Annotated in this window: 19 protein-coding genes; 4 read left to right on the forward strand and 15 right to left on the reverse strand. The window is 41.5% G+C overall.

Annotated elements, in window-relative coordinates; translation table 11 throughout:
• Positions 1-127 precede the first annotated feature (127 nt).
• From dnaB to ppsA, 11 genes are all read right to left on the reverse strand, one after another.
• Positions 128-1,573: a replicative DNA helicase gene (gene dnaB, locus ACE01T_RS08225; RefSeq protein ID WP_086197265.1), complete on the reverse strand. Its 1,446-nt coding sequence runs from the start codon at positions 1,571-1,573 to the stop codon at positions 128-130.
• Positions 1,574-1,833: 260 nt separating this feature from the next.
• Positions 1,834-2,280, reverse strand: coding sequence for a 50S ribosomal protein L9 (gene rplI, locus ACE01T_RS08230; RefSeq protein ID WP_086197266.1), 447 nt, complete (start codon positions 2,278-2,280; stop codon positions 1,834-1,836).
• A 9-nt stretch (positions 2,281-2,289) separates the two neighbouring features.
• Positions 2,290-2,517, reverse strand: coding sequence for a 30S ribosomal protein S18 (rpsR, locus tag ACE01T_RS08235; RefSeq protein WP_004719336.1), 228 nt, complete (start codon positions 2,515-2,517; stop codon positions 2,290-2,292).
• Between the two features lie 12 nt (positions 2,518-2,529).
• Positions 2,530-2,916 carry a 30S ribosomal protein S6 gene (gene rpsF, locus ACE01T_RS08240; protein ID WP_086197267.1) on the reverse strand — a complete coding sequence of 129 codons (387 nt, stop codon included), beginning with the start codon at positions 2,914-2,916 and terminating at the stop codon, positions 2,530-2,532.
• A gap of 311 nt (positions 2,917-3,227) precedes the next feature.
• A complete protein-coding gene (cyoE, locus tag ACE01T_RS08245) occupies positions 3,228-4,106 on the reverse strand; it encodes a heme o synthase (protein WP_180082208.1) in 879 nt (292 codons plus the stop codon).
• 10 nt (positions 4,107-4,116) lie between these two features.
• On the reverse strand, positions 4,117-4,443 hold the full coding sequence (locus ACE01T_RS08250; protein ID WP_086197269.1) for a cytochrome o ubiquinol oxidase subunit IV: 327 nt from the start codon (positions 4,441-4,443) through the stop codon (positions 4,117-4,119).
• Complete coding sequence (gene cyoC, locus ACE01T_RS08255; protein WP_086197270.1) at positions 4,443-5,063, reverse strand: cytochrome o ubiquinol oxidase subunit III; 621 nt, start codon at positions 5,061-5,063, stop codon at positions 4,443-4,445. The genes ACE01T_RS08250 and cyoC overlap by 1 nt, the downstream gene beginning before the upstream one ends.
• A 4-nt stretch (positions 5,064-5,067) precedes the next feature.
• Positions 5,068-7,056 (reverse strand): cytochrome o ubiquinol oxidase subunit I, encoded by a 1,989-nt coding sequence (gene cyoB / locus ACE01T_RS08260; protein ID WP_395519101.1) that lies wholly within the window; start codon positions 7,054-7,056, stop codon positions 5,068-5,070.
• Positions 7,057-7,059: 3 nt separating this feature from the next.
• Positions 7,060-8,130, reverse strand: a complete 1,071-nt coding sequence (gene cyoA, locus ACE01T_RS08265; RefSeq protein WP_180082206.1) for a ubiquinol oxidase subunit II — start codon at positions 8,128-8,130, stop codon at positions 7,060-7,062.
• Between the two features lie 318 nt (positions 8,131-8,448).
• Positions 8,449-9,219: an RDD family protein gene (locus ACE01T_RS08270; RefSeq protein ID WP_131274772.1), complete on the reverse strand. Its 771-nt coding sequence runs from the start codon at positions 9,217-9,219 to the stop codon at positions 8,449-8,451.
• A gap of 88 nt (positions 9,220-9,307) precedes the next feature.
• Positions 9,308-11,686, reverse strand: coding sequence for a phosphoenolpyruvate synthase (ppsA, locus tag ACE01T_RS08275; RefSeq protein WP_300045493.1), 2,379 nt, complete (start codon positions 11,684-11,686; stop codon positions 9,308-9,310).
• A gap of 153 nt (positions 11,687-11,839) precedes the next feature.
• Here ppsA and ppsR point away from each other — a divergent pair, with 153 nt between their 5' ends.
• Both ppsR and ACE01T_RS08285 read left to right on the forward strand, forming a co-directional pair.
• On the forward strand, positions 11,840-12,676 hold the full coding sequence (gene ppsR, locus ACE01T_RS08280; protein ID WP_086197275.1) for a posphoenolpyruvate synthetase regulatory kinase/phosphorylase PpsR: 837 nt from the start codon (positions 11,840-11,842) through the stop codon (positions 12,674-12,676).
• 66 nt (positions 12,677-12,742) lie between these two features.
• Complete coding sequence (locus ACE01T_RS08285; protein WP_180082205.1) at positions 12,743-13,513, forward strand: hypothetical protein; 771 nt, start codon at positions 12,743-12,745, stop codon at positions 13,511-13,513.
• A 43-nt stretch (positions 13,514-13,556) separates the two neighbouring features.
• On the opposite strand, the gene ACE01T_RS08290 is transcribed toward ACE01T_RS08285, so the two are convergent.
• From ACE01T_RS08290 to ACE01T_RS08305, 4 genes are all read right to left on the reverse strand, one after another.
• On the reverse strand, positions 13,557-14,111 hold the full coding sequence (locus ACE01T_RS08290; protein ID WP_300045526.1) for an NAD(P)/FAD-dependent oxidoreductase: 555 nt from the start codon (positions 14,109-14,111) through the stop codon (positions 13,557-13,559).
• A 512-nt stretch (positions 14,112-14,623) separates the two neighbouring features.
• Complete coding sequence (locus ACE01T_RS08295) at positions 14,624-15,625, reverse strand: LLM class flavin-dependent oxidoreductase (protein ID WP_300045498.1); 1,002 nt, start codon at positions 15,623-15,625, stop codon at positions 14,624-14,626.
• 157 nt (positions 15,626-15,782) lie between these two features.
• Positions 15,783-16,301, reverse strand: a complete 519-nt coding sequence (locus ACE01T_RS08300) for a YMGG-like glycine zipper-containing protein (RefSeq protein ID WP_180082203.1) — start codon at positions 16,299-16,301, stop codon at positions 15,783-15,785.
• A 194-nt stretch (positions 16,302-16,495) separates the two neighbouring features.
• Positions 16,496-16,927, reverse strand: a complete 432-nt coding sequence (locus ACE01T_RS08305) for a hypothetical protein (protein WP_086197280.1) — start codon at positions 16,925-16,927, stop codon at positions 16,496-16,498.
• Positions 16,928-17,292: 365 nt separating this feature from the next.
• Here ACE01T_RS08305 and prfA point away from each other — a divergent pair, with 365 nt between their 5' ends.
• Together prfA and prmC are read left to right on the forward strand one after the other, a co-directional pair.
• The gene (gene prfA, locus ACE01T_RS08310) at positions 17,293-18,381 is read left to right on the forward strand and encodes a peptide chain release factor 1 (protein WP_180044288.1); all 1,089 of its coding nucleotides are present in this window, start codon (positions 17,293-17,295) and stop codon (positions 18,379-18,381) included.
• A complete protein-coding gene (gene prmC, locus ACE01T_RS08315; protein WP_180044286.1) occupies positions 18,381-19,199 on the forward strand; it encodes a peptide chain release factor N(5)-glutamine methyltransferase in 819 nt (272 codons plus the stop codon). The genes prfA and prmC overlap by 1 nt, the downstream gene beginning before the upstream one ends.
• Positions 19,200-19,208: the final 9 nt, after the last annotated feature.

Raw genomic sequence — 19,208 nt, forward strand, 5'->3', positions numbered from 1 at the left:
GAAAGAAGAACTTTAAAAGCTTTATTTTCACCCGATAAAATACCCATAAAACAAGAGGAAGCTCAAATGAGCTTCCTCTTGTGAAAAATTGTGGGACAGCAATGGGTCAGCACCTCGTTTTTTTATCTTATTCTTCATCATCATATTGAGCGTAGAACTCAGGTGAGAGATTGCTAAAGCGCGTGTATTGACCTTCAAAAGCTAGACGAACCGTACCGATCGGTCCGTTACGCTGCTTGCCGATAATAATCTCGGCAGTACCGGCTTCTTTGGATTCCTTGTTATACACTTCGTCACGGTAAATGAACATGATCAAGTCGGCATCCTGCTCGATCGCACCAGATTCACGTAAGTCGGACATCACCGGACGTTTATTTGGACGGTTTTCCAGTGAGCGGTTCAGCTGAGAAAGTGCAATGACAGGACAGTTCATCTCTTTAGCCAAGGCTTTTAAGCTGCGGGAAATTTCTGAAATCTCGCCGACACGGTTGTCACCCATACCAGGTACTTTCATGAGCTGAAGATAATCGACCATGATGCAGCCAATTTTTCCGCCATGTTGTTTGGCAATACGACGGGCACGGGCACGTAATTCCGTCGGAGGCAGGGCAGAAGAATCATCGATGTACAGATGTTTTTCCTGTAGCTGTAAAATGGTACCGGTGACTTTAGACCATTCATCGCCATCCAGTTTACCGGCACGCAGATGACCCTGATGGACTTTACCGTAAGCAGAAATCAGACGCATGGCAATCGAATCTGCGGGCATCTCCATAGAGAAAACCAGGGCAGGCAAGTCACAGTTAAACAGCACACTTTCCACCAAGTTCATGGCGAAAGTGGTTTTACCCATAGATGGACGTGCAGCCACAATAATCAAATCACCAGCCTGCATACCTGAAGTTTTATTATCCAGTTCCACGAAACCTGATGTTAAACCGGTAATGTTGCCTTCCATTTGGGAAAGTTCATTCAACTTATCAAAAACATCGGCGACTACCGCATTAATCGGTTTTGGGCCTTGGGCCTTGGCATTGTTATTATGCTGTTCAGCAATCGAGAAGATGTTGGTTTCAGCTAGATCCAGAATTTCACTCACGCTACGACCTTTGGTGTCGTAAGCATTCTGTAAAATTTCAGAGCTGACTTTAATCATGCTGCGTAATGTTGAAAATTCTTTAATTTTATTGGCATAAGTTTCCAGGTTATAAAAGCTGGAAGGAGAATCTGCCATTAATTGCATTAAGTATTCTTCGCCACCCACAGCTTCAAGCAGGTTCTGTTTGATCAGCCAGTCATTGACCAATACGGCATCATAAGGCGAGTTTTCCTGGGCTAATTTTTCAATGGCACGGAAAATATATTTATGACGTGTGGCGTAGAAATCGTTTTCACTTAATACATCACCGACTTGCTCAAAAGATTCTGCGACCGTCATCAGCGCGGCAAGAACAGCTTGTTCAATTGCCAAGTTATGCGGAGGTGTACGAAACTCTTTAAGTTGGCCTGACTCATTTGCTTTATTATCTACTTTAACTGAGTTAAGCATAGCGCTGGCATTCGCCTGTGACATATAAAACCCTAATTTTAAATGCAATAAATGAGTAATTTGAAAAAAATGCCGAAGAATAAAAAAGGTATTATCTTCGTATAAACAGATGATACGCGCTCTTAAAAAAAATGCGAATCGAAAATTTCATTTATTTAAGTATCTAAAAACAGTCAAAATAAATGAAGTGAACAAGGTCTATATAAGGGTTAATTCAACTATTTTGACTATTTTTAGAGATAAAAAAAGAGCATGCAAAAGCATGCTCTTTTTCTTGCAAGAAATTACTCAGATACGATAGTAACGAGAACTTCAGCAATAACATCATGATGCAATTGGATTGCGATGTTGAATTCACCAGTGTGACGAAGCGCACCGTTTGGTAAACGAACTTCTGCACGGTCAACTTCAAGACCTGCATTAGTTAAAGCGTCAGCGATGTCACGAGTACCGATAGAACCGAATAGTTTACCTTCGTCACCAGCTTTAGCAGTGATTACGATGTTAACTTCGTTCAATTGGTCAGCACGTGCTTGAGCAGCAGCTAAAACGTCAGCTTCAGCTTTCTCAAGTTCAGCACGACGAGCTTCAAAAGCAGCAGTGTTCGCTTCAGTCGCTGCAACTGCTTTACCCTGAGGGATAAGGAAGTTACGGCCGTAACCAGCTTTAACTGATACTTTATCGCCTAGTTTACCAAGGTTTTTAATGCGTTGTAATAAGATAATATCCACAGCTCAACCTCACTTATGATTGTCAGTGTAAGGGATCAACGCTAAGTAGCGAGCTTGTTTGATAGCAAGCGCCAATTGACGTTGGTAACGAGCTTTAGTACCTGTAATACGGCTAGGAACAATCTTGCCGTTTTCAGTGATGTACTGTTTCAAAGTATCGATATCTTTGTAGTCGATGTACGTAACGTTCTCAGCTGTAAAGCGGCAGAACTTGCGACGACGGTAAAAACGTGCCATGTAATGTTCTCCTTATGCTTCAGCAGAGTCTTGAGCTTGTTGTGCTTCTTCACGTTGAGCTTTACGCGCACGTTTTTCTTCAGCACTCTTAGCAAGTAAAGACTCTTCAGTGATAGCGTGTTCACGACGAATAATAACATTACGAAGGATTGCATCGTTATAACGGAACAATTCTTCTAATTCATTAAGCGTAGCTTGACCACATTCAACGTTCATTAAAATGTAGTGAGCTTTGTGAATTTTGTTAATTGGGTAAGCCAATTGACGACGGCCCCAATCTTCTAAACGGTGAATTTGACCTTCAGCTTCTTTGATGTGAGTTAGGTAACGTTCTACCATACCCACAACTTGATCGCTTTGGTCTGGATGTACCAAAAGTACGATTTCGTAGTGACGCATTGTCAGCTCCTTACGGTTTATACAGCCTCTGCAAATACAAGCAGAGGCAAGGAGTCACAACTAAAGTTGTGTCGCATAAATTGCGAAGCGTGAATTTTAGAGCCTTTGCTGGCTAAATACAAGGTTTGAGGAGAGCAAAAAGCAAAAATACTGAAAATAGTGCTGAGCTAAATTTTGCTTATTATAAGGATGAAAAGGAAATTACTTACTAAAAGTTTGTTATTGAAAATAAGGAAAGTAAACAAAGTATAACGAGAAGGGTGCAAAGTGTATGACATATCTAATTAAAAGATAGAGCAGGACTCTATCTTTTAAAAAAATATGATGGGTAATTGTGGGGCTGTTGAAGTGAAACTAAACAACAGGCTGATGACAGTGATTAATTTGACAGAGAACATGAAATATTGCTTTGCCCATAACTGATCATTTTCAGCTTTAAAGCCCTGAATACTCAAATACACCCAGTACAGACACAAAAGGTTCAGTACGACCACATAAATCCAATTTGTATAACCATAAACAAATAATCCATTCATGGTGATACAGAACAATACAACGTAGATGAGTGACTCAATCTTGGTACGATGAATTGAACGTGCTACAGGTAAAATTGGAATCCCTGCATTTTTGTAATCTTCAAAGCGGTAAACTGCAATTGCCCAAGAGTGAGGCATTTGCCAAAGTGCATACCCAATAAAAATAAGTAAAGCACCCATGTCAAACTGATTTGCAACAGCGGTATAACCAATTACAGGTGGAGCCGCACCGGAAATACTACCGACAATGGTTTGGTGAATGGTTGTCCGTTTTGTCCATAAGCTGTAAAAACCAACATATACAACAAAACCAATAACAGCAAATAAAAAAGCGTACTCATTGACCCAAAACCACAAAATGCTAAAACCAGCGAATCCAAGTACCAGGGAATAAACCAAAGCAACAGGAACGGAAACTGATTTTTTAACCATCGCACGATTTTGCGTACGTTGCATCTTTTGGTCGATGTCTTGGTCAATGATGTTATTGACTACACAACCTGATGCTACAACCAGAGTTGTACCGAGAAGGGTAATGAGAAGAAGAAGGAAATCTACAGAACCTTGGGCAGCTACAAAGTAGCCACCCAAAGTGGTAACGAAGTTACCAAAGAGAATTCCTGGCTTAGTCAGGAATAAATACTTTTTCAGCATGACAACCAGTTTAGATCATCATGTTGTAGTGAAGGTAGTTCATGATCCATACAGAACCAACCAAAAGGATGGCAATGGTCAGAATCGTATAAACGAATGCAATAACGTTCCAGCGTTGCTCTGAAGAAGAGTTCATGTGCAGGAAATAAATTAACTGTACAAGAATCTGAGCAACTGCAGTAATTGCAATCACGGTAATCAAGATACCACGGCCAAAACCACCAGCCATCACCATTCCGAAAGGAATGATGGTCAGGATGATAGATAGGATAAAGCCAACTGTATATTGTTTAACGTTACCGTGTGCTGCACCAGCTGAATTGTGATCGTGACTCATTAGAGAACTCCCATCAAGTAAACTACGCTGAATACACAGATCCAAACGATGTCAAGGAAGTGCCAGAACAAGCTTAAGCATGCAAGACGACGAGTGTTTGGAAGAGTCAAACCATATTTCTTGATTTGAACCATTAACACGATCATCCATACCAAACCAGAAGTTACGTGAATACCGTGTGTACCTACCAGCGTAAAGAACGAAGATAAGAATGCACTTGTGCTAGGGCCATGACCTGCATGAACTAAATGATTGAACTCATATAATTCCATGCCGATGAACGAAGCACCAAATACCCAAGTAATTGCAAGCCAAGTAAGAACTTTAGATACGTCTTTTTTGTAGGCAGCAAGAACAGCAAAGCCGAACGTTACAGACGAAATCAAGAGGGCGAATGTTTCAGTTAATACGAAACTGAGAGATTCACCAAAAAGATCTCGTGCACTTGGAGTACCAACTGGAACGTGACTGCTTAATACAGCAAACGCGATGAAGAGTGTACCGAATAGGATCAAGTCACTCATCAAGTAAGACCAGAAACCAAAGACCGTGATGTCAGTATCATCGTGATGATGATGTTCATCGTGTCCGTGGTTATCGTGATGAAGTACTTCAGCCATAGTCTTAGTCCTTCTTCAAGTGTTTTTCAAGTTGTGCATAACGTTCGTTTTCGATGCGTTCAACTTCAGCAGCTGGAACATAGTAATCCACTTTCTTGGTGAAAGAAGACACGATGAAGCTAATGATCGAAGAAACGAATGTAATCGCTACTAACCACCAGATGTGCCAGATTAAAGCAAAGCCCATAACAGTAATGAACATCGCGATAACAAAACCAGCCGCACGGTTGGTTGGCATATGAATGTCTTCATACTTGGTTGGTTTAGTGTATGCAATACCGTTTTCTTTGTCAGTCCAGAAAGTATCAATACCGTTGATCTTTGGAAGATAGGCAAAGTTATAGAACGGCGCTGGAGAAGAAGTAGACCATTCAAGCGTACGGCCATCCCAAATATCGCCAGTAACGTCCATGTTTTTCTCGCGTTGCAAGAAACCCACCACGATTTGCATAACGAAACATGCAATACCCAGTGCAATAAGAACTGCACCAACTAAAGCAATATTTACATATGGATCCCATTCAGGGTTGTCAAATGTATTCAAACGACGAGTCATACCCATGAAACCAAGGATATAAAGTGGCATGAACGCAAAATAGAAACCGATGAACCAGAACCAGAATGCAGCTTTACCCCAAGCTTCATTTAACTGCCAGCCAAACATTTTTGGCCAGTAGAAGATGATACCTGCGAACATCGCAAACACTACACCACCAATAATTACGTTATGGAAGTGAGCGATAAGGAATAAAGAGTTGTGTACTAGGAAGTCCGCTGGTGGAACTGCCATCAATACGCCTGTTAAACCACCGATACCGAAAGTCACAAGGAAGCCAAGTGTCCAAAGCATTGGTGTTGTATAGGTAATGCGGCCCTTATACATGGTGAATAACCAAGAGAAGATTTTCACACCAGTCGGGATCGCAATAATCATGGTCATGATACCGAAGAACGCGTTAACGTTGGCACCTGCACCCATGGTAAAGAAGTGGTGAACCCAAACAACAAGTGATAAAACACCAATTGCTACAGTAGCGTACACCATTGATTTGTAACCGAACAAAGCTTTGCGGCAGAATACGGCAGTAACTTCCGAGTAAATACCAAAAGCTGGTAATACCAAGATATATACTTCCGGGTGACCCCAAGTCCAGATCAAGTTTACATATAACATTGGGCTACCACCCAAGTCATTTGTAAAGAAGTGGAAGTCAAAGTAACGGTCAAGTGACAACATTGCAATAGTCGCAGTTAATACTGGGAATGTCGCAATGATAAGTACAACAGTAACTAAAGATGTCCAGGTAAAAATAGGCATATCCATAAGGGTCATGCCAGGCGCGCGCATTTTAATGATGGTAACGAAGAAGTTAACACCAGTTAAAAGTGTACCCAAGCCTGAAATCTGCAGTGCCCAAATGTAGTAGTCTACACCTACGCCAGGAGAATATTCGATACCTGATAGAGGAGGATAAGCCATCCAACCTGTTGCAGCGAATTCACCTAAAGCAAGAGAAGCCATTACCAGACCAGCAGCGCCAGCGAATAGCCAGAAGCTTAAAGAGTTTAATAGCGGGAAGGCAACATCACGTGCACCGATTTGAAGTGGTACAGAAATGTTCATCAAACCAACCACAAGACCCATCGCTACGAAGAAGATCATGATTACGCCATGCGCAGTAAAGATCTGATCGTAATGTTCTGGGTGCAAGTAACCTTCACCACCACCTTTTGCAAGGAACTGTTGAAGACGCATCATGATCGCATCGGCAAAACCACGCAGAAGCATGACAATCGACACAATGATATACATGATACCAATTTTTTTATGGTCTACAGATGTGAACCATTCGTTCCACAAATAGCCCCATTTTTTGAAATAGGTGATACCTGCAAACAGTGCAAGACCGCCTAGGACCATCATGGCAACTGTCACCAGCACGATTGGATCGTGAGGGATTGCATCCGGACCTAACTTACCTAAGAAGCTCATGTCTTATTCCTCTACAGAAGCAGTCGCATGTTCAACATTTGCATGAGCTTCAGAAGCAGCAGCTTCATGACCAGCAGTTGCCGAGTGATCAGCACCGTGGTAATTACTCATGTATTTGTTAATCACAGATTCGAACAGTTTAGGTTCTACTGAAGAATAATAAGTCACTGGGTGTGGCTTAGTCGGATAAGGCTTCAACGCTTCAGCAGCAGCCTTCTCTTCAGGAGTTTGCGCTTTCGCAACGATTGCTTCGATTTGGTGCTTAGAGCGGTTACCGTCACGTAAGGTTGCAAATTCAGCTTGATCTAAAACTGTTTTTTGAACAGCTTGAGGATTAATGGTATTACCATTACCCGCTTTAACTGCAGCAACCCATTCAGCAAACTGAGCATCAGTCACAGAGTGTGCACGGAAACGCATTTGCGAGAAACCATAACCTGAATAGTTAGAAGAGAAACCGCGGAAGCCTTCAGCAGGACTGGTTTCATTTGCCAAGAAGTTCAGGTGAGTTTGCATACCCGCCATAGCATAAATCTGACCAGACAATGCAGGGATGAAGAACGAGTTCATTGTGAAGTTAGAAGTTAAACGCAGGCTAACCGGAGTTTTTTCTGGGAAACGAATTTCGTTAACAGTCGCAATGTTTTGTTCTGGATAGATAAAAATCCATTTAAACTGTTCAGCAATAACCTGAACATTTAAAGGTGCTTTATCTGATTCTAGCGGACGGTATGGGTCATACTTGTGGGAACCCCACCAAGTTAACCAAGCTAAAATACCAATAATAATAACAGGAACACCCCAGACTACAATTTCAATTGCAGTAGAGTGTGCCCATGTAGGTTTATAGTCTGCATCTTTATTCGACGCGCGATATTTCCATCCGAACCATAATGCCATAATCGCTGATGGAATAACCACCAATAGCATTAAGTAAATCGCAGTCAACATGAGGTTTGATTGACCTTCAGCAACTGGACCTTTGGAGTTCAGAAGTACTAAATCACCACCACACCCAGTCAAGAGTGCAGCCATCGCAGATAAAGACAATACAGCTAAAATTGTTTGTCTCATTTTACAACCTCGGTGAAGAGTCCCATTCCCTAATTTAATATGGGATAGCGATTAAAGTGTCGCATGATTGGAAATGTTTATTTTTCACTTAGAAAATCCAAGCACAGTAAAGCCTTCCCAATCATGAGGCACCGCTACGTTGTAGGGCATTATGCCTGATATCGACAAACTAAGCTATATGTAAAGTGGCTTTAAATATCTGTTATAAAAACTGATTTTTTTACTCGGAATTAAGCTTTTATTATATGAATTTTATTTTAATATCAATATTCTGCGGAAAAACAGGGATATAAAAACAATCCCTGTCTAATTATATGCTTATTGTTTAACCACTTTGGTTTTGGCTAACTTATCATGTAAGGTCTGGCGCTTTTCGCCCAGTGCAAAAACATGATCAATAATTGTAATAAATGGCATAAATAGCAAATTTAAAACGATAAAAATAAAGCTACGTAAAGTGAAAGCACGCATCAGGCTGACTTTTTCACCATTATCGGCATCTACAATTTTAATTTTGGTCAGTTTTTTACCGATGCTTTGCCCGGATTTTGCCAACATAAATGCCTGTATACCTAGCATAATAATGAGGTAAATAAACATGGTCTGCCAGGCTTCAGAAGGTATAAGGGTAAATAATTCCTGTTGCAATTGCATGGCTTGAGTGGAAGTCTCGGCCGATTGCATTTTTTGCTGAATCTCGGATAACTGGTTAAATTGCTCCGGTTTTAGGAAAAATGACGGAATTGCGGCTGCAGGTAGCCAGAGTAGCAAGTCAATGATTTTTGCCAAAATACGGGTTGGAATTGCAGCCAACTCCTGTCGGGCAGTTGCTTTTTTTTCCACCTGAACTTTACGAATAGCTGAATTCTGTACAGGGCTAGGTTCTGGAAAAGCCGCAGGTGCGATATAGCCTTCAGGTGTATATACAAGTTTACCTTGGGTTAATTCACCTAAAGCCTTCCATTCGGTCATACCTTGATGCCAGGCCAAATCTGTTAGCAGCACTTGTTGGCTAGCGAGCATTTGATTAAGCTGCTCTAAGGTGTAAGGACCGGCTTGTTGATTATTTCTCGCCAAGTAAATTTGCATAAAACTCAATTCTCAAAATAAATCTAAAATACAAAAAATCGCAGAAGAAAAAAAAGACCCACGAATGGGTCTTTTTTAACATGTTTTATTACGCTTGTTGAGCTTTTTCTTCTGCAAGGAAGAACCAAGTGTCTAAAACGGAGTCCGGGTTTAAAGAAACAGACTCAATACCTTGTTCCATCAACCATTTAGCCAGGTCAGGGTGATCAGAAGGGCCTTGACCACAAATACCTACATATTTGCCTGCTTTACGGCATGCATGGATTGCCATAGAGAGAAGTGCTTTAACCGCTGGGTCACGTTCATCAAACAGGTGAGAAACGATACCAGAGTCACGGTCTAAACCAAGCGTTAACTGAGTCAGGTCGTTAGAACCGATAGAGAAACCATCGAAGTGCTCAAGGAACTGTTCAGCTAACAATGCGTTGGTTGGTAATTCACACATCATGATCACTTTCAGACCATTCTCGCCACGTTTCAGACCATTCAATGCCAATAATTCAATGACACGTTTCGCTTCGTTTACTGTACGTACGAATGGAATCATGATTTGAATGTTGGTTAAGCCCATTTCGTCACGAACTTTTTTCAATGCACGGCATTCAAGTTCGAAGCAGTCACGGAAGTTGTCAGAAACGTAGCGGCTTGCACCACGGAAACCAAGCATTGGGTTTTCTTCTTCTGGTTCGTATAACTTACCACCGATCAGGTTGGCATATTCGTTTGACTTAAAGTCAGACATACGCACGATCACTAGTTTGTCAGCGAATGCAGCAGCAAGGGTAGAAATACCTTCAACCAGTTTCTCTACATAGAACTCGATTGGAGAAGCGTAACCTGCAGTACGTGCCATTACAGCAGCGCGAGTTTCGCGTGGAAGGCTGTCAATGTTGAGTAATGCTTTAGGATGCACGCCAATCATACGGTTGATGATGAATTCAAGACGTGCCAGACCAATACCTGCGTTTGGAATTTGTGCGAAGTCAAATGCACGGTCAGGGTTACCTACGTTCATCATGACTTTAAATGGAAGCGCAGGCATAGATTCGATAGAGTTACGTTGAACTTCGAAATCTAAAGCACCTTCATAGATAAAGCCTGTGTCACCTTCAGCACAAGAAACAGTTACTTCTTGACCATCGGTCAGAACTTCGGTTGCGTTACCACAACCTACAATCGCTGGAACACCAAGTTCACGTGCAATGATGGCAGCGTGACAGGTACGGCCACCACGGTTGGTGACAATAGCAGCAGCACGTTTCATCACTGGTTCCCAATCCGGGTCAGTCATGTCAGATACGAGTACGTCACCGTCTTGTACTTTATCCATTTCTTTAATCGAAGTGACGATGCGGACTTTACCAGAACCGATACGTTGACCAATTGAACGGCCTTCACAAACCACAGTACCTTTTTGTTTAAGCAGGTAGCGTTCCATGGTGCCGACATTTTCACGGCTTTTTACGGTTTCTGGACGTGCCTGAACGATATAAAGCTGACCGTCATCACCATCTTTGGCCCATTCGATGTCCATTGGGGCACCGTAATGTTCTTCAATGATCAAGGCTTGTTTTGCAAGTTCTTGCAGCTCATGATCATTTAAGGCAAATTGTTGACGCTCTTGTTTTTCAACGTCGACGACAACGACAGATTTACCTGCTGCACCTTCTTCACCATAAATCATTTTTTGGTGTTTAGAGCCCAAGTTGCGACGCAGGATAGAATGCTTGCCATTTTTAAGAAGTGGTTTAGAAATATAAAATTCGTCAGGGTTAACAGCACCTTGAACGACCATTTCACCCAAGCCATAAGAAGCGGTAATAAATACTGCATCACGGAAACCAGATTCTGTATCCAGTGTGAACATTACACCAGCAGCACCAGTTTCAGAGCGGACCATACGTTGCACGCCAGCCGACAACGCTACGATGTCGTGAGCAAAGTTTTGGTGTACACGGTAAGAAATTGCGCGATCGTTGTAAAGTGAAGCAAATACTTCCTTAATGGCTACAAGAACGTTGTCGATGCCACGGATGTTCAGGAAAGTTTCTTGTTGTCCTGCAAATGATGCATCTGGCAAGTCTTCTGCTGTTGCAGATGAACGAACGGCAACCGCGATGTCAGGGTTGCCGTTTGAAAGAGCAGCGAAAGATTCGCGAATTTCCTTTTCAAGTTCTGCTGTAAGCGGAGTTTCGACAATCCATTGACGGATTTTTGCGCCAGTTTCTGCTAGAGCTTTTACGTCATCAACATTAAGCGCTGCAAGCTCGGCGTTGATTTTAGCGTTTAGGCCACTTTGCTCGAGAAATTCACGATACGCAGCAGCTGTGGTTGCAAAACCACCCGGTACTGATACACCAGCATTAGACAAATGGCTGATCATTTCACCCAGTGATGAGTTTTTCCCACCAACGAGTTCAACGTCGTGTTTCCCTAATTTTTCTAGACCAATTACGCGCGCTTCCAAAGTTGTTACTCCACTTATGCAGTATTAATCACTATCTTGGCATGAAATTATAACAAATCGCCCAGCTTTTTGATTTACTCGGCGACAGTCATGTAAGATCGGTTTACTATAAAGATTTTACAGCACTTAGACAAATATTTAAGGAGAATTTTAATGTCAGAAGGTAAACAGATTAAACGCAGTGTGTTTTTTATCTCCGATGGGACTGCAATTACTGCTGAAACCCTTGGACACTCACTGTTAGCACAGTTTCCTCATGTAGATTTTGACATTCATATTATTCCTTATATCAGTTCCGAAGAAGCTGCGATGAATGTGGTAGCTGAAATCAACCAGCGTGCCGATCAAGATGGGCAACAACCTTTGGTGTTTGATACCTTGGTAGACCCGTATGTGCGTGATATTATCAATACTGCAAACGCAGTAAATCTTGATGTTTTTGAAGGTCTTATTGGTAAATTGTCTGAGGTTTTAGGTACTGCGCCTACAACTTTAGTCGGACAAACCCATGCTGTAACCGATTCTGAGTCATATAAAGCACGTATTGATGCAGTGCATTTTGCCCTAGATAACGATGATGGCGCACGCACACGTCATTATGACAAAGCCGATCTGATCCTGATTGGGGTTTCCCGTTCCGGTAAAACACCGACTTCAATTTATCTTTCATTACAGTTTGGAATTCGTGTGGCGAACTATCCGCTGACCGAAGAAGACCTGGATGACAACCGTTTACCTGCGGTGTTAAAGGCACACAAGCATAAGCTATTTGGCTTAATGATTGATGCTGAACGACTTGTAGCGATTCGTAGCGAACGTAAAGCCAATAGCCGTTATGCAAGTTTTAATCAATGCCAAATGGAACTGCGTGCCGTAGAAGGCATTTATATTTCAGAAGGCATTAAATATCTGAATGTTTCTGAAATGTCGATTGAGGAAATTTCAACCCGTGTTTTACAGATGACAGGTTTAAAACGTCGTATTGGCTAATTTAAAAATGGAGTTAAATTCAGATTTAACTCCATTTCTATAATCGAAAATATAGAGCGTAATTATATGAATAAAGTATTAAAAATAAATAAAATAACTCTTGTTTTTGCTTGGTTTAGTCTGATAAATGCGCATGTTTTTGCACAATCTGTGGCTGATTTTGAAACCCAAATGATCAAACAATATGATCAAAGGCGTTTAGCAGACATTTATGAGAGTGAGGGTGTTAATCAGGAGGTGGCTGTAAAAGTAGTCGATTTTATTCAGAGTCATCCACAAAGTTTCCACTATAATTTTAAAAATCTAGCCAGCAAAAACATGATTTCTATACATTATAGCCCTGATCAAAAGCTGAAATTTTATACATTTGATATTTCAGCTGGCGGTACGATGCGGGAATTCGAATCTTATGTGCAATTTAAACAGGGCAATAAAGTTGTTACTCAGGCGGTGAATGATGGAGGATTTATACGATCCATTCAGCAAACTGAGCTGAATAAAGCACCCACTTATTTTATTTCAAGTACCTATATTGGCAGCAGTTGTGTAGGGACCTATGCTATTCAGGCAGCGCAAATTAGAAATTCGAAATATCAAGCTGTCGAGGTATTTAAAATCGGAACGAAAGTACGGAACCATATTGATGTCAGTTATGATTGTCATTATTATCCAGAAAATATCCAGCCTTTTGATATGAATCGGCACTATATTCGTGTTTCCAAAAATCTTAAAAACATCGATATTTTAGTCATTAAGCCATCAGGTGAATTAACTTCTAATTATTTGCGTTATCAAAAGGCTAAACATTATTATCAATATATTGGCATAGTAAAATAAAATGCATAAGAGCGGCTGATATGTCTGTTTTTATGTTGAAACATCAATAGGTAGTAATAATGACATCTACTAAATGTTCAACACCTTCCATGCTTTGTACTGCATTTTCAGTAATTTTTACCACAGGCCAGGTAATCAGCTTGCAGTTATCCTGTTGCAGCGCAGTGTAATAACGATCCGATTTGAGAAAAACCTTATTCCCAGATGCCGAATTGGGCATTAGCTGGCGTTTTAACCAGGTATCTTGAACTTGGGAATCCAGATAGCGAATAGCCAGTAATGATTTGACGCGGGTGTTAAATAAACGACGATTCTTGATAATCAAAGGATGCGAAAGCAGTTTGTGAATGCCTTTTTCAGTTTGAGGTAAAATAAAAAGTGGTGTAATTTGAAATACTTTTACAAATTTTGCGGTATTGCATATCTGTTCCAGATGCATAACTGTCATCTGGTTGCCCCCAACAATAGCCACATTTAAATTAGTGAAATCAAAGTTGTTAATGTCTTCAGAAGCGACGATTTTCCCCTGAAATTTCTGGAAAAAATCGGGTGAATTTTGAAAGAATCCATCCAGTGGATTCTTTTTCTTGTTGACCATTTTTATATCCTTTTTTATTTTTACTTTTGTTGCAGTTTGTTCTGTACTTCCTAGGTATATCCAAGATGGAACTTTGGGTAAAGATTTTTCTGGAATCTTGTCAGTCATCGCCATCATTGCATCGGCAGGAATATGAAACCATTTTTTTAGGTCTGTTGAAGCCATTATGTACACCTCTAAAATCATGGTTTAATGACAAGTGTATGAAAAAGCCGGACAATGTAATTTGCTTAAGTACTTAAAGTGAGATGAGCATTTTTGTTAATTGTCTAGTGTGTTTATTTGTTGAAATAATTTATTTAAATATTTGATATTTATAATTTAATTAATATGGTTTCTGGTCGGGTTGTATCCTTAAAATGGATTATTCTTTATAGAGAGATGCCTCGAACACAAGTTCGTAAATGTTATCCAGTCTTATTGCTAAAAATAGATCAGATGATGAACTGAATGGGGCAGTTGTGATAAAAAAATAGCACCTCAAGCAGATGCTATTTACGATTTTAAAAGGATTAAGCGTTTTTGATATTCATCAATAATTCAAAGTTTTCAAGACGTTTATCTGTGTCATAGATATCACAGGTAAAGATAAATTCATCGACATTATAGTTTTCTAACAGGTTTTCTAAACCAGCTTTAACCGTTTCAGGTGAGCCAATTTGTGCCATGGCATAGAAACTGTCAACCGACATTTTTTCTGCAGGTGACCAGATTTCATCAATATTTTCGATTGGTGGTTTCAACTTGCCGCGTTGGTTGCGGAACATTGAAATAATACGCTGATATGGTGATGTTGCTAAATATTGCGCTTCTTCATCTGTCTGAGCGATTACCGTTGGAACACCCATTGAAACATAAGGCCGATCCAGGTATTCCGAGGGTTCAAAGTTCTCTCTATATAGCTTGATCGCCTGATCGAGCATTCGCGGTGCAAAATGGGAGGCAAATGAATAGGGTAGACCCAACTTTGCGGCTAGTTGTGCGCTAAACAAACTTGAACCGAGTAACCAGACCGGAACATGGGTACTTTGACCTGGAGTTGCCACAATGCGTTGCTGTGGTAGTGGATCTTTAAAGTATTGCAGAATTTCCAGTACATCTTGTGGGAATTGATCTTCAGTTTCCTGACGGCCACGACGCAGTGCACGCATTGTATTTTGATCCGTACCCGGTGCACGACCAAGACCAAGTTCAATACGGTTTGGATAGAGTGTTGCCAAAGTACCAAATTGCTCTGCAACTATTAAAGGGGCATGGTTCGGTAGCATGATGCCGCCTGAGCCGACTTTTAAAGTTCGAGTATTTGCCAATAAATAACTTAAGAGAACAGCAGTTGCTGAACTGGCGATGCCGGACATATTGTGATGCTCAGCGAGCCATAAGCGTTTATAACCTAATTTTTCGGCATGTTGAGCCAAAGTAAGTGCATGATGTAATGAAGATAGAATGCTTTTATTTTCACGAACAGGAACTAGGTCCAGAATTGAAAATTGGGTATCTTTTAAAGAACGCATTGGTTTTCTCTAATATCAGGGCTAAGAAAAGCATACGCTGCCTACTTGAACTTGTATATCGTTTTTTTTCGATATATGGGCGATGCTTGTGATTTGGCTTGTAGCAAGCATAAAAAAGCACCCGAAGGTGCTTTAAGGCAATTTGTATTGCGATGAATTAACGTTTACCGTTTTTGTACCAACCTAAATGACGACCATTGTCGTGGCGGTCACTGTAACGATAACTGTTATAACGGCGATCATAGCGGTCATCATAACGACGCTCATCACGATCATAGCGACGTTCATCACGGTCATCGTAGCGACGGTCTTCGCTTACTTTTTTACCCAGTACCGAACCACCTGCAGCACCTAATCCGGCACCGATATAACCGCCACTAGTACCCCCCATATTTTTACCTACGGTATAGCCACCAGCACCGCCCAGAGCACTACCGATCACGGCACCAGTACGGTCACGTTTGTTGGAAGCAACACCGGCACCGGCTCCAGCACCAATCGCTGAACCAATCATTGCACCTGTGGTACCACCCATCTGTTTACCCACGGCGGCACCTACAACACCGCCCAGAGCAGAAGTTAAGGCTGTATTTGTTGTATTGCCTGCATTGGCTGTAGTCATGGTTAAAGCAGATGAAGTCACTACAGCAGCAAGAATGATGGAATTAAATTTCATGGCAAACTCCTTTTGGAAGCTTTTGTTATATCTTGAGTTAAATGTAATGAAAGATGTAGAAATGATCATGGGTGAGTTGTTTATCATTTGTATTTTTATCTTTCAGATTTATCCATAATTAATAACGGATCATTATGATAAAAAATCAAAAAAGCACCTTCAGGTACTTTTTTGTTCTGTCTTAGCATCATCTATTAACGATGGCTACGATAATATCTTTTAGAATGTTTCTTGTATTTGCGTTGATCCGCACGACGGTCTTCTGAAACTTTTTTACCCAGTACCGAACCACCTGCAGCACCTAGTGCAGAGCCGATATAGCCACCAGTAGAACCACCGACATTTTTACCTACGGCATAACCACCAACACCGCCTAGACCACCACCGATAGCAGCACCAGTACGATTACGTCGGTCTGCAGAAACTGCCGCACCACCCGCACCCCCGATAGCAGAGCCAATCATTGCACCGGTATTGCCGCCCATCTGTTTACCAATTGCAGTACCTGCTACGCTACCTAATGCGGATGTTGCCGCAATACGAGTAGAGTTGTCTGCATGAGCAGTAACAGTAAACATTGATGCAGCCGCCATTGTTGCGCTGAGTAATAATGCATTCAGTTTCATAGTTAACTCCATGTCCAAAATGAACGTTATAGGTAAGTTATTTCGATGTCGGCAAATGTAACAAAAATTTTTTCCAACAATGTGGAGAGGTTCAACTAGAGTTGTGGCGTTTAGTGTCTGCTTTGTAAAGTTATATTAACAATATTTAAAAGTGCTCATAAAATGCACGTTTATAAGGCAAATATGAATAAAACTGGTATCAATACAGTTCTTATCTTAAAAAAATCCCTTTCTACATGTGGTTTTGTCCCCACAATATCTATGTCATTTAACCCTTAGAATCGTTACACTAGGCACAATTTTTTTGCGCTGATCTATGTCCTATAAGGCATGGGGATAGCCTTTGTATTGAGATATTGAGCAAAATGAAAGAATCGTTACGTTTACGATTAGATCAACTTTCTGACCGTCATGAAGAATTAAACGCATTACTTGCCGACGTTGAAGTGATTTCAGATAACAAACGCTTCCGCCAATTGTCTCGTGAGCATAGTGATTTATCTGAAATTACTGAAGTCTGGACTAAATTCCGTCAGGCAGAAGAAGATATACAAACTGCTGAAGCCATGTTGAGCGATCCTGACTTTAAGGAAATGGCTCAGGAAGAAATAAAAGACAATAAGGCGCTGCTGGAACAACTGGAAGCAGACTTAAATATTCTGATGATTCCGAAAGATCCAAATGATGCCAACTCGGCTTATCTGGAAATTCGTGCCGGAACCGGTGGTGATGAAGCTGCCATCTTCTCGGGCGATTTATTCCGTATGTATAGCAAATATGCTGAAACTCAGGGCTGGCGTCTGGAAATCCTGTCTGAAAATGAAGGTGAACACGGCGGTTATAAAGAAGTCATCTGCCTGATTAATGGTGAAGGTGTTTACGGTCGCTTAAAATTTGAAAGTGGTGCACACCGCGTACAACGTGTTCCTGCAACTGAATCTCAAGGTCGTGTGCATACTTCAGCATGCACAGTAGCAATTTTGCCTGAAGTGGATGTCGATACTTCGGTAGAGATTAACCCGGCAGATTTGCGTATTGATACTTATCGTGCATCGGGTGCAGGTGGTCAGCATATTAACAAAACCGATTCGGCAGTCCGTATTACTCACATTCCAACCGGTACGGTGGTTGAATGTCAGGATGAACGTTCACAGCATAAGAACAAAGCCAAAGCCATGGCACTTCTGGTTTCACGTCTGGAAAATGCCAAACGTGCGGCGGCAGATGCGGCAACTTCGGAAATGCGCCGTGACCTGGTGGGTTCCGGGGACCGTTCGGAACGTATCCGTACTTATAACTATCCGCAAGGTCGTATGACTGATCACCGTATCAACCTGACTTTATATAAGCTGGATGCCGTGATGGAAGGTGACTTGACCGAATTGCTTGACAGTTTGCATCGCGAATATCAGGCAGACCAGCTGGCACTTCTTGCACAGCAGAATGGTGGCTAATGAATATTGCACAGGCTTTGGCCTTACGTGGTGATGCAGAAAGCTATGAACGCCAGGAAAATGCGTGGTTACTTGAGCACATTACCAAAATTGATGCTTTTGATTTGCCATTGAAAAAAACTCTGGAATTAACAGCAGAGCAAGAACAGGCATATCGTAATGGCTTGGCACGTATTGCAGCAGGTGAACCTCTGGCTTATGTCACGGGGTCACAGCCATTCTGGACACTGGATTTAAAAGTCACCAAAGACACCTTGGTGCCACGTCCAGATACAGAAGTACTGGTCGAAACGGTACTGAAACTCGATTTGCCTGAAGATACCCGAATTGTCGATTTAGGCACCGGAACTGGAGCCATTGCCTTATCTCTTGCTAGTGAACGTCCGGATTGGTCTATTACGGCAACCGATATCTATGCACCGACTCTAGAAGTTGCTCAGTTTAATGCTGAAAAGCATGATCTTGGGCATGTGCGTTTTGTTTGTGGTTCCTGGTTTAAACCTCTGGGCCGTGAATTCTTTGATGTCATTGTTTCCAATCCGCCGTATATCGATGCAGATGATATCCATATGCAGGATTTGGCGACTGAACCGGAGCGGGCTTTGGTAGCAGACAAACATGGTCTGGCAGATTTGGAGCAGATTATCCAGCAGGGCAAAAAGCATTTAACCGTCAATGGTTGGGTGGTGCTGGAACATGGTTATGATCAGGGTGAGGCGGTACGGCATATCTTTACTCAAGCCGGTTATAAGCAAGTGCGTACGGTAAAAGACTATGGTGGTAATGACCGTGTCACTTTGGGGCAATGGCCACATTAATCTTAAAAA

The sequence above is a fragment of the Acinetobacter uliginosus genome, assembly GCF_044130295.1.
Classification (GTDB): domain Bacteria; phylum Pseudomonadota; class Gammaproteobacteria; order Pseudomonadales; family Moraxellaceae; genus Acinetobacter.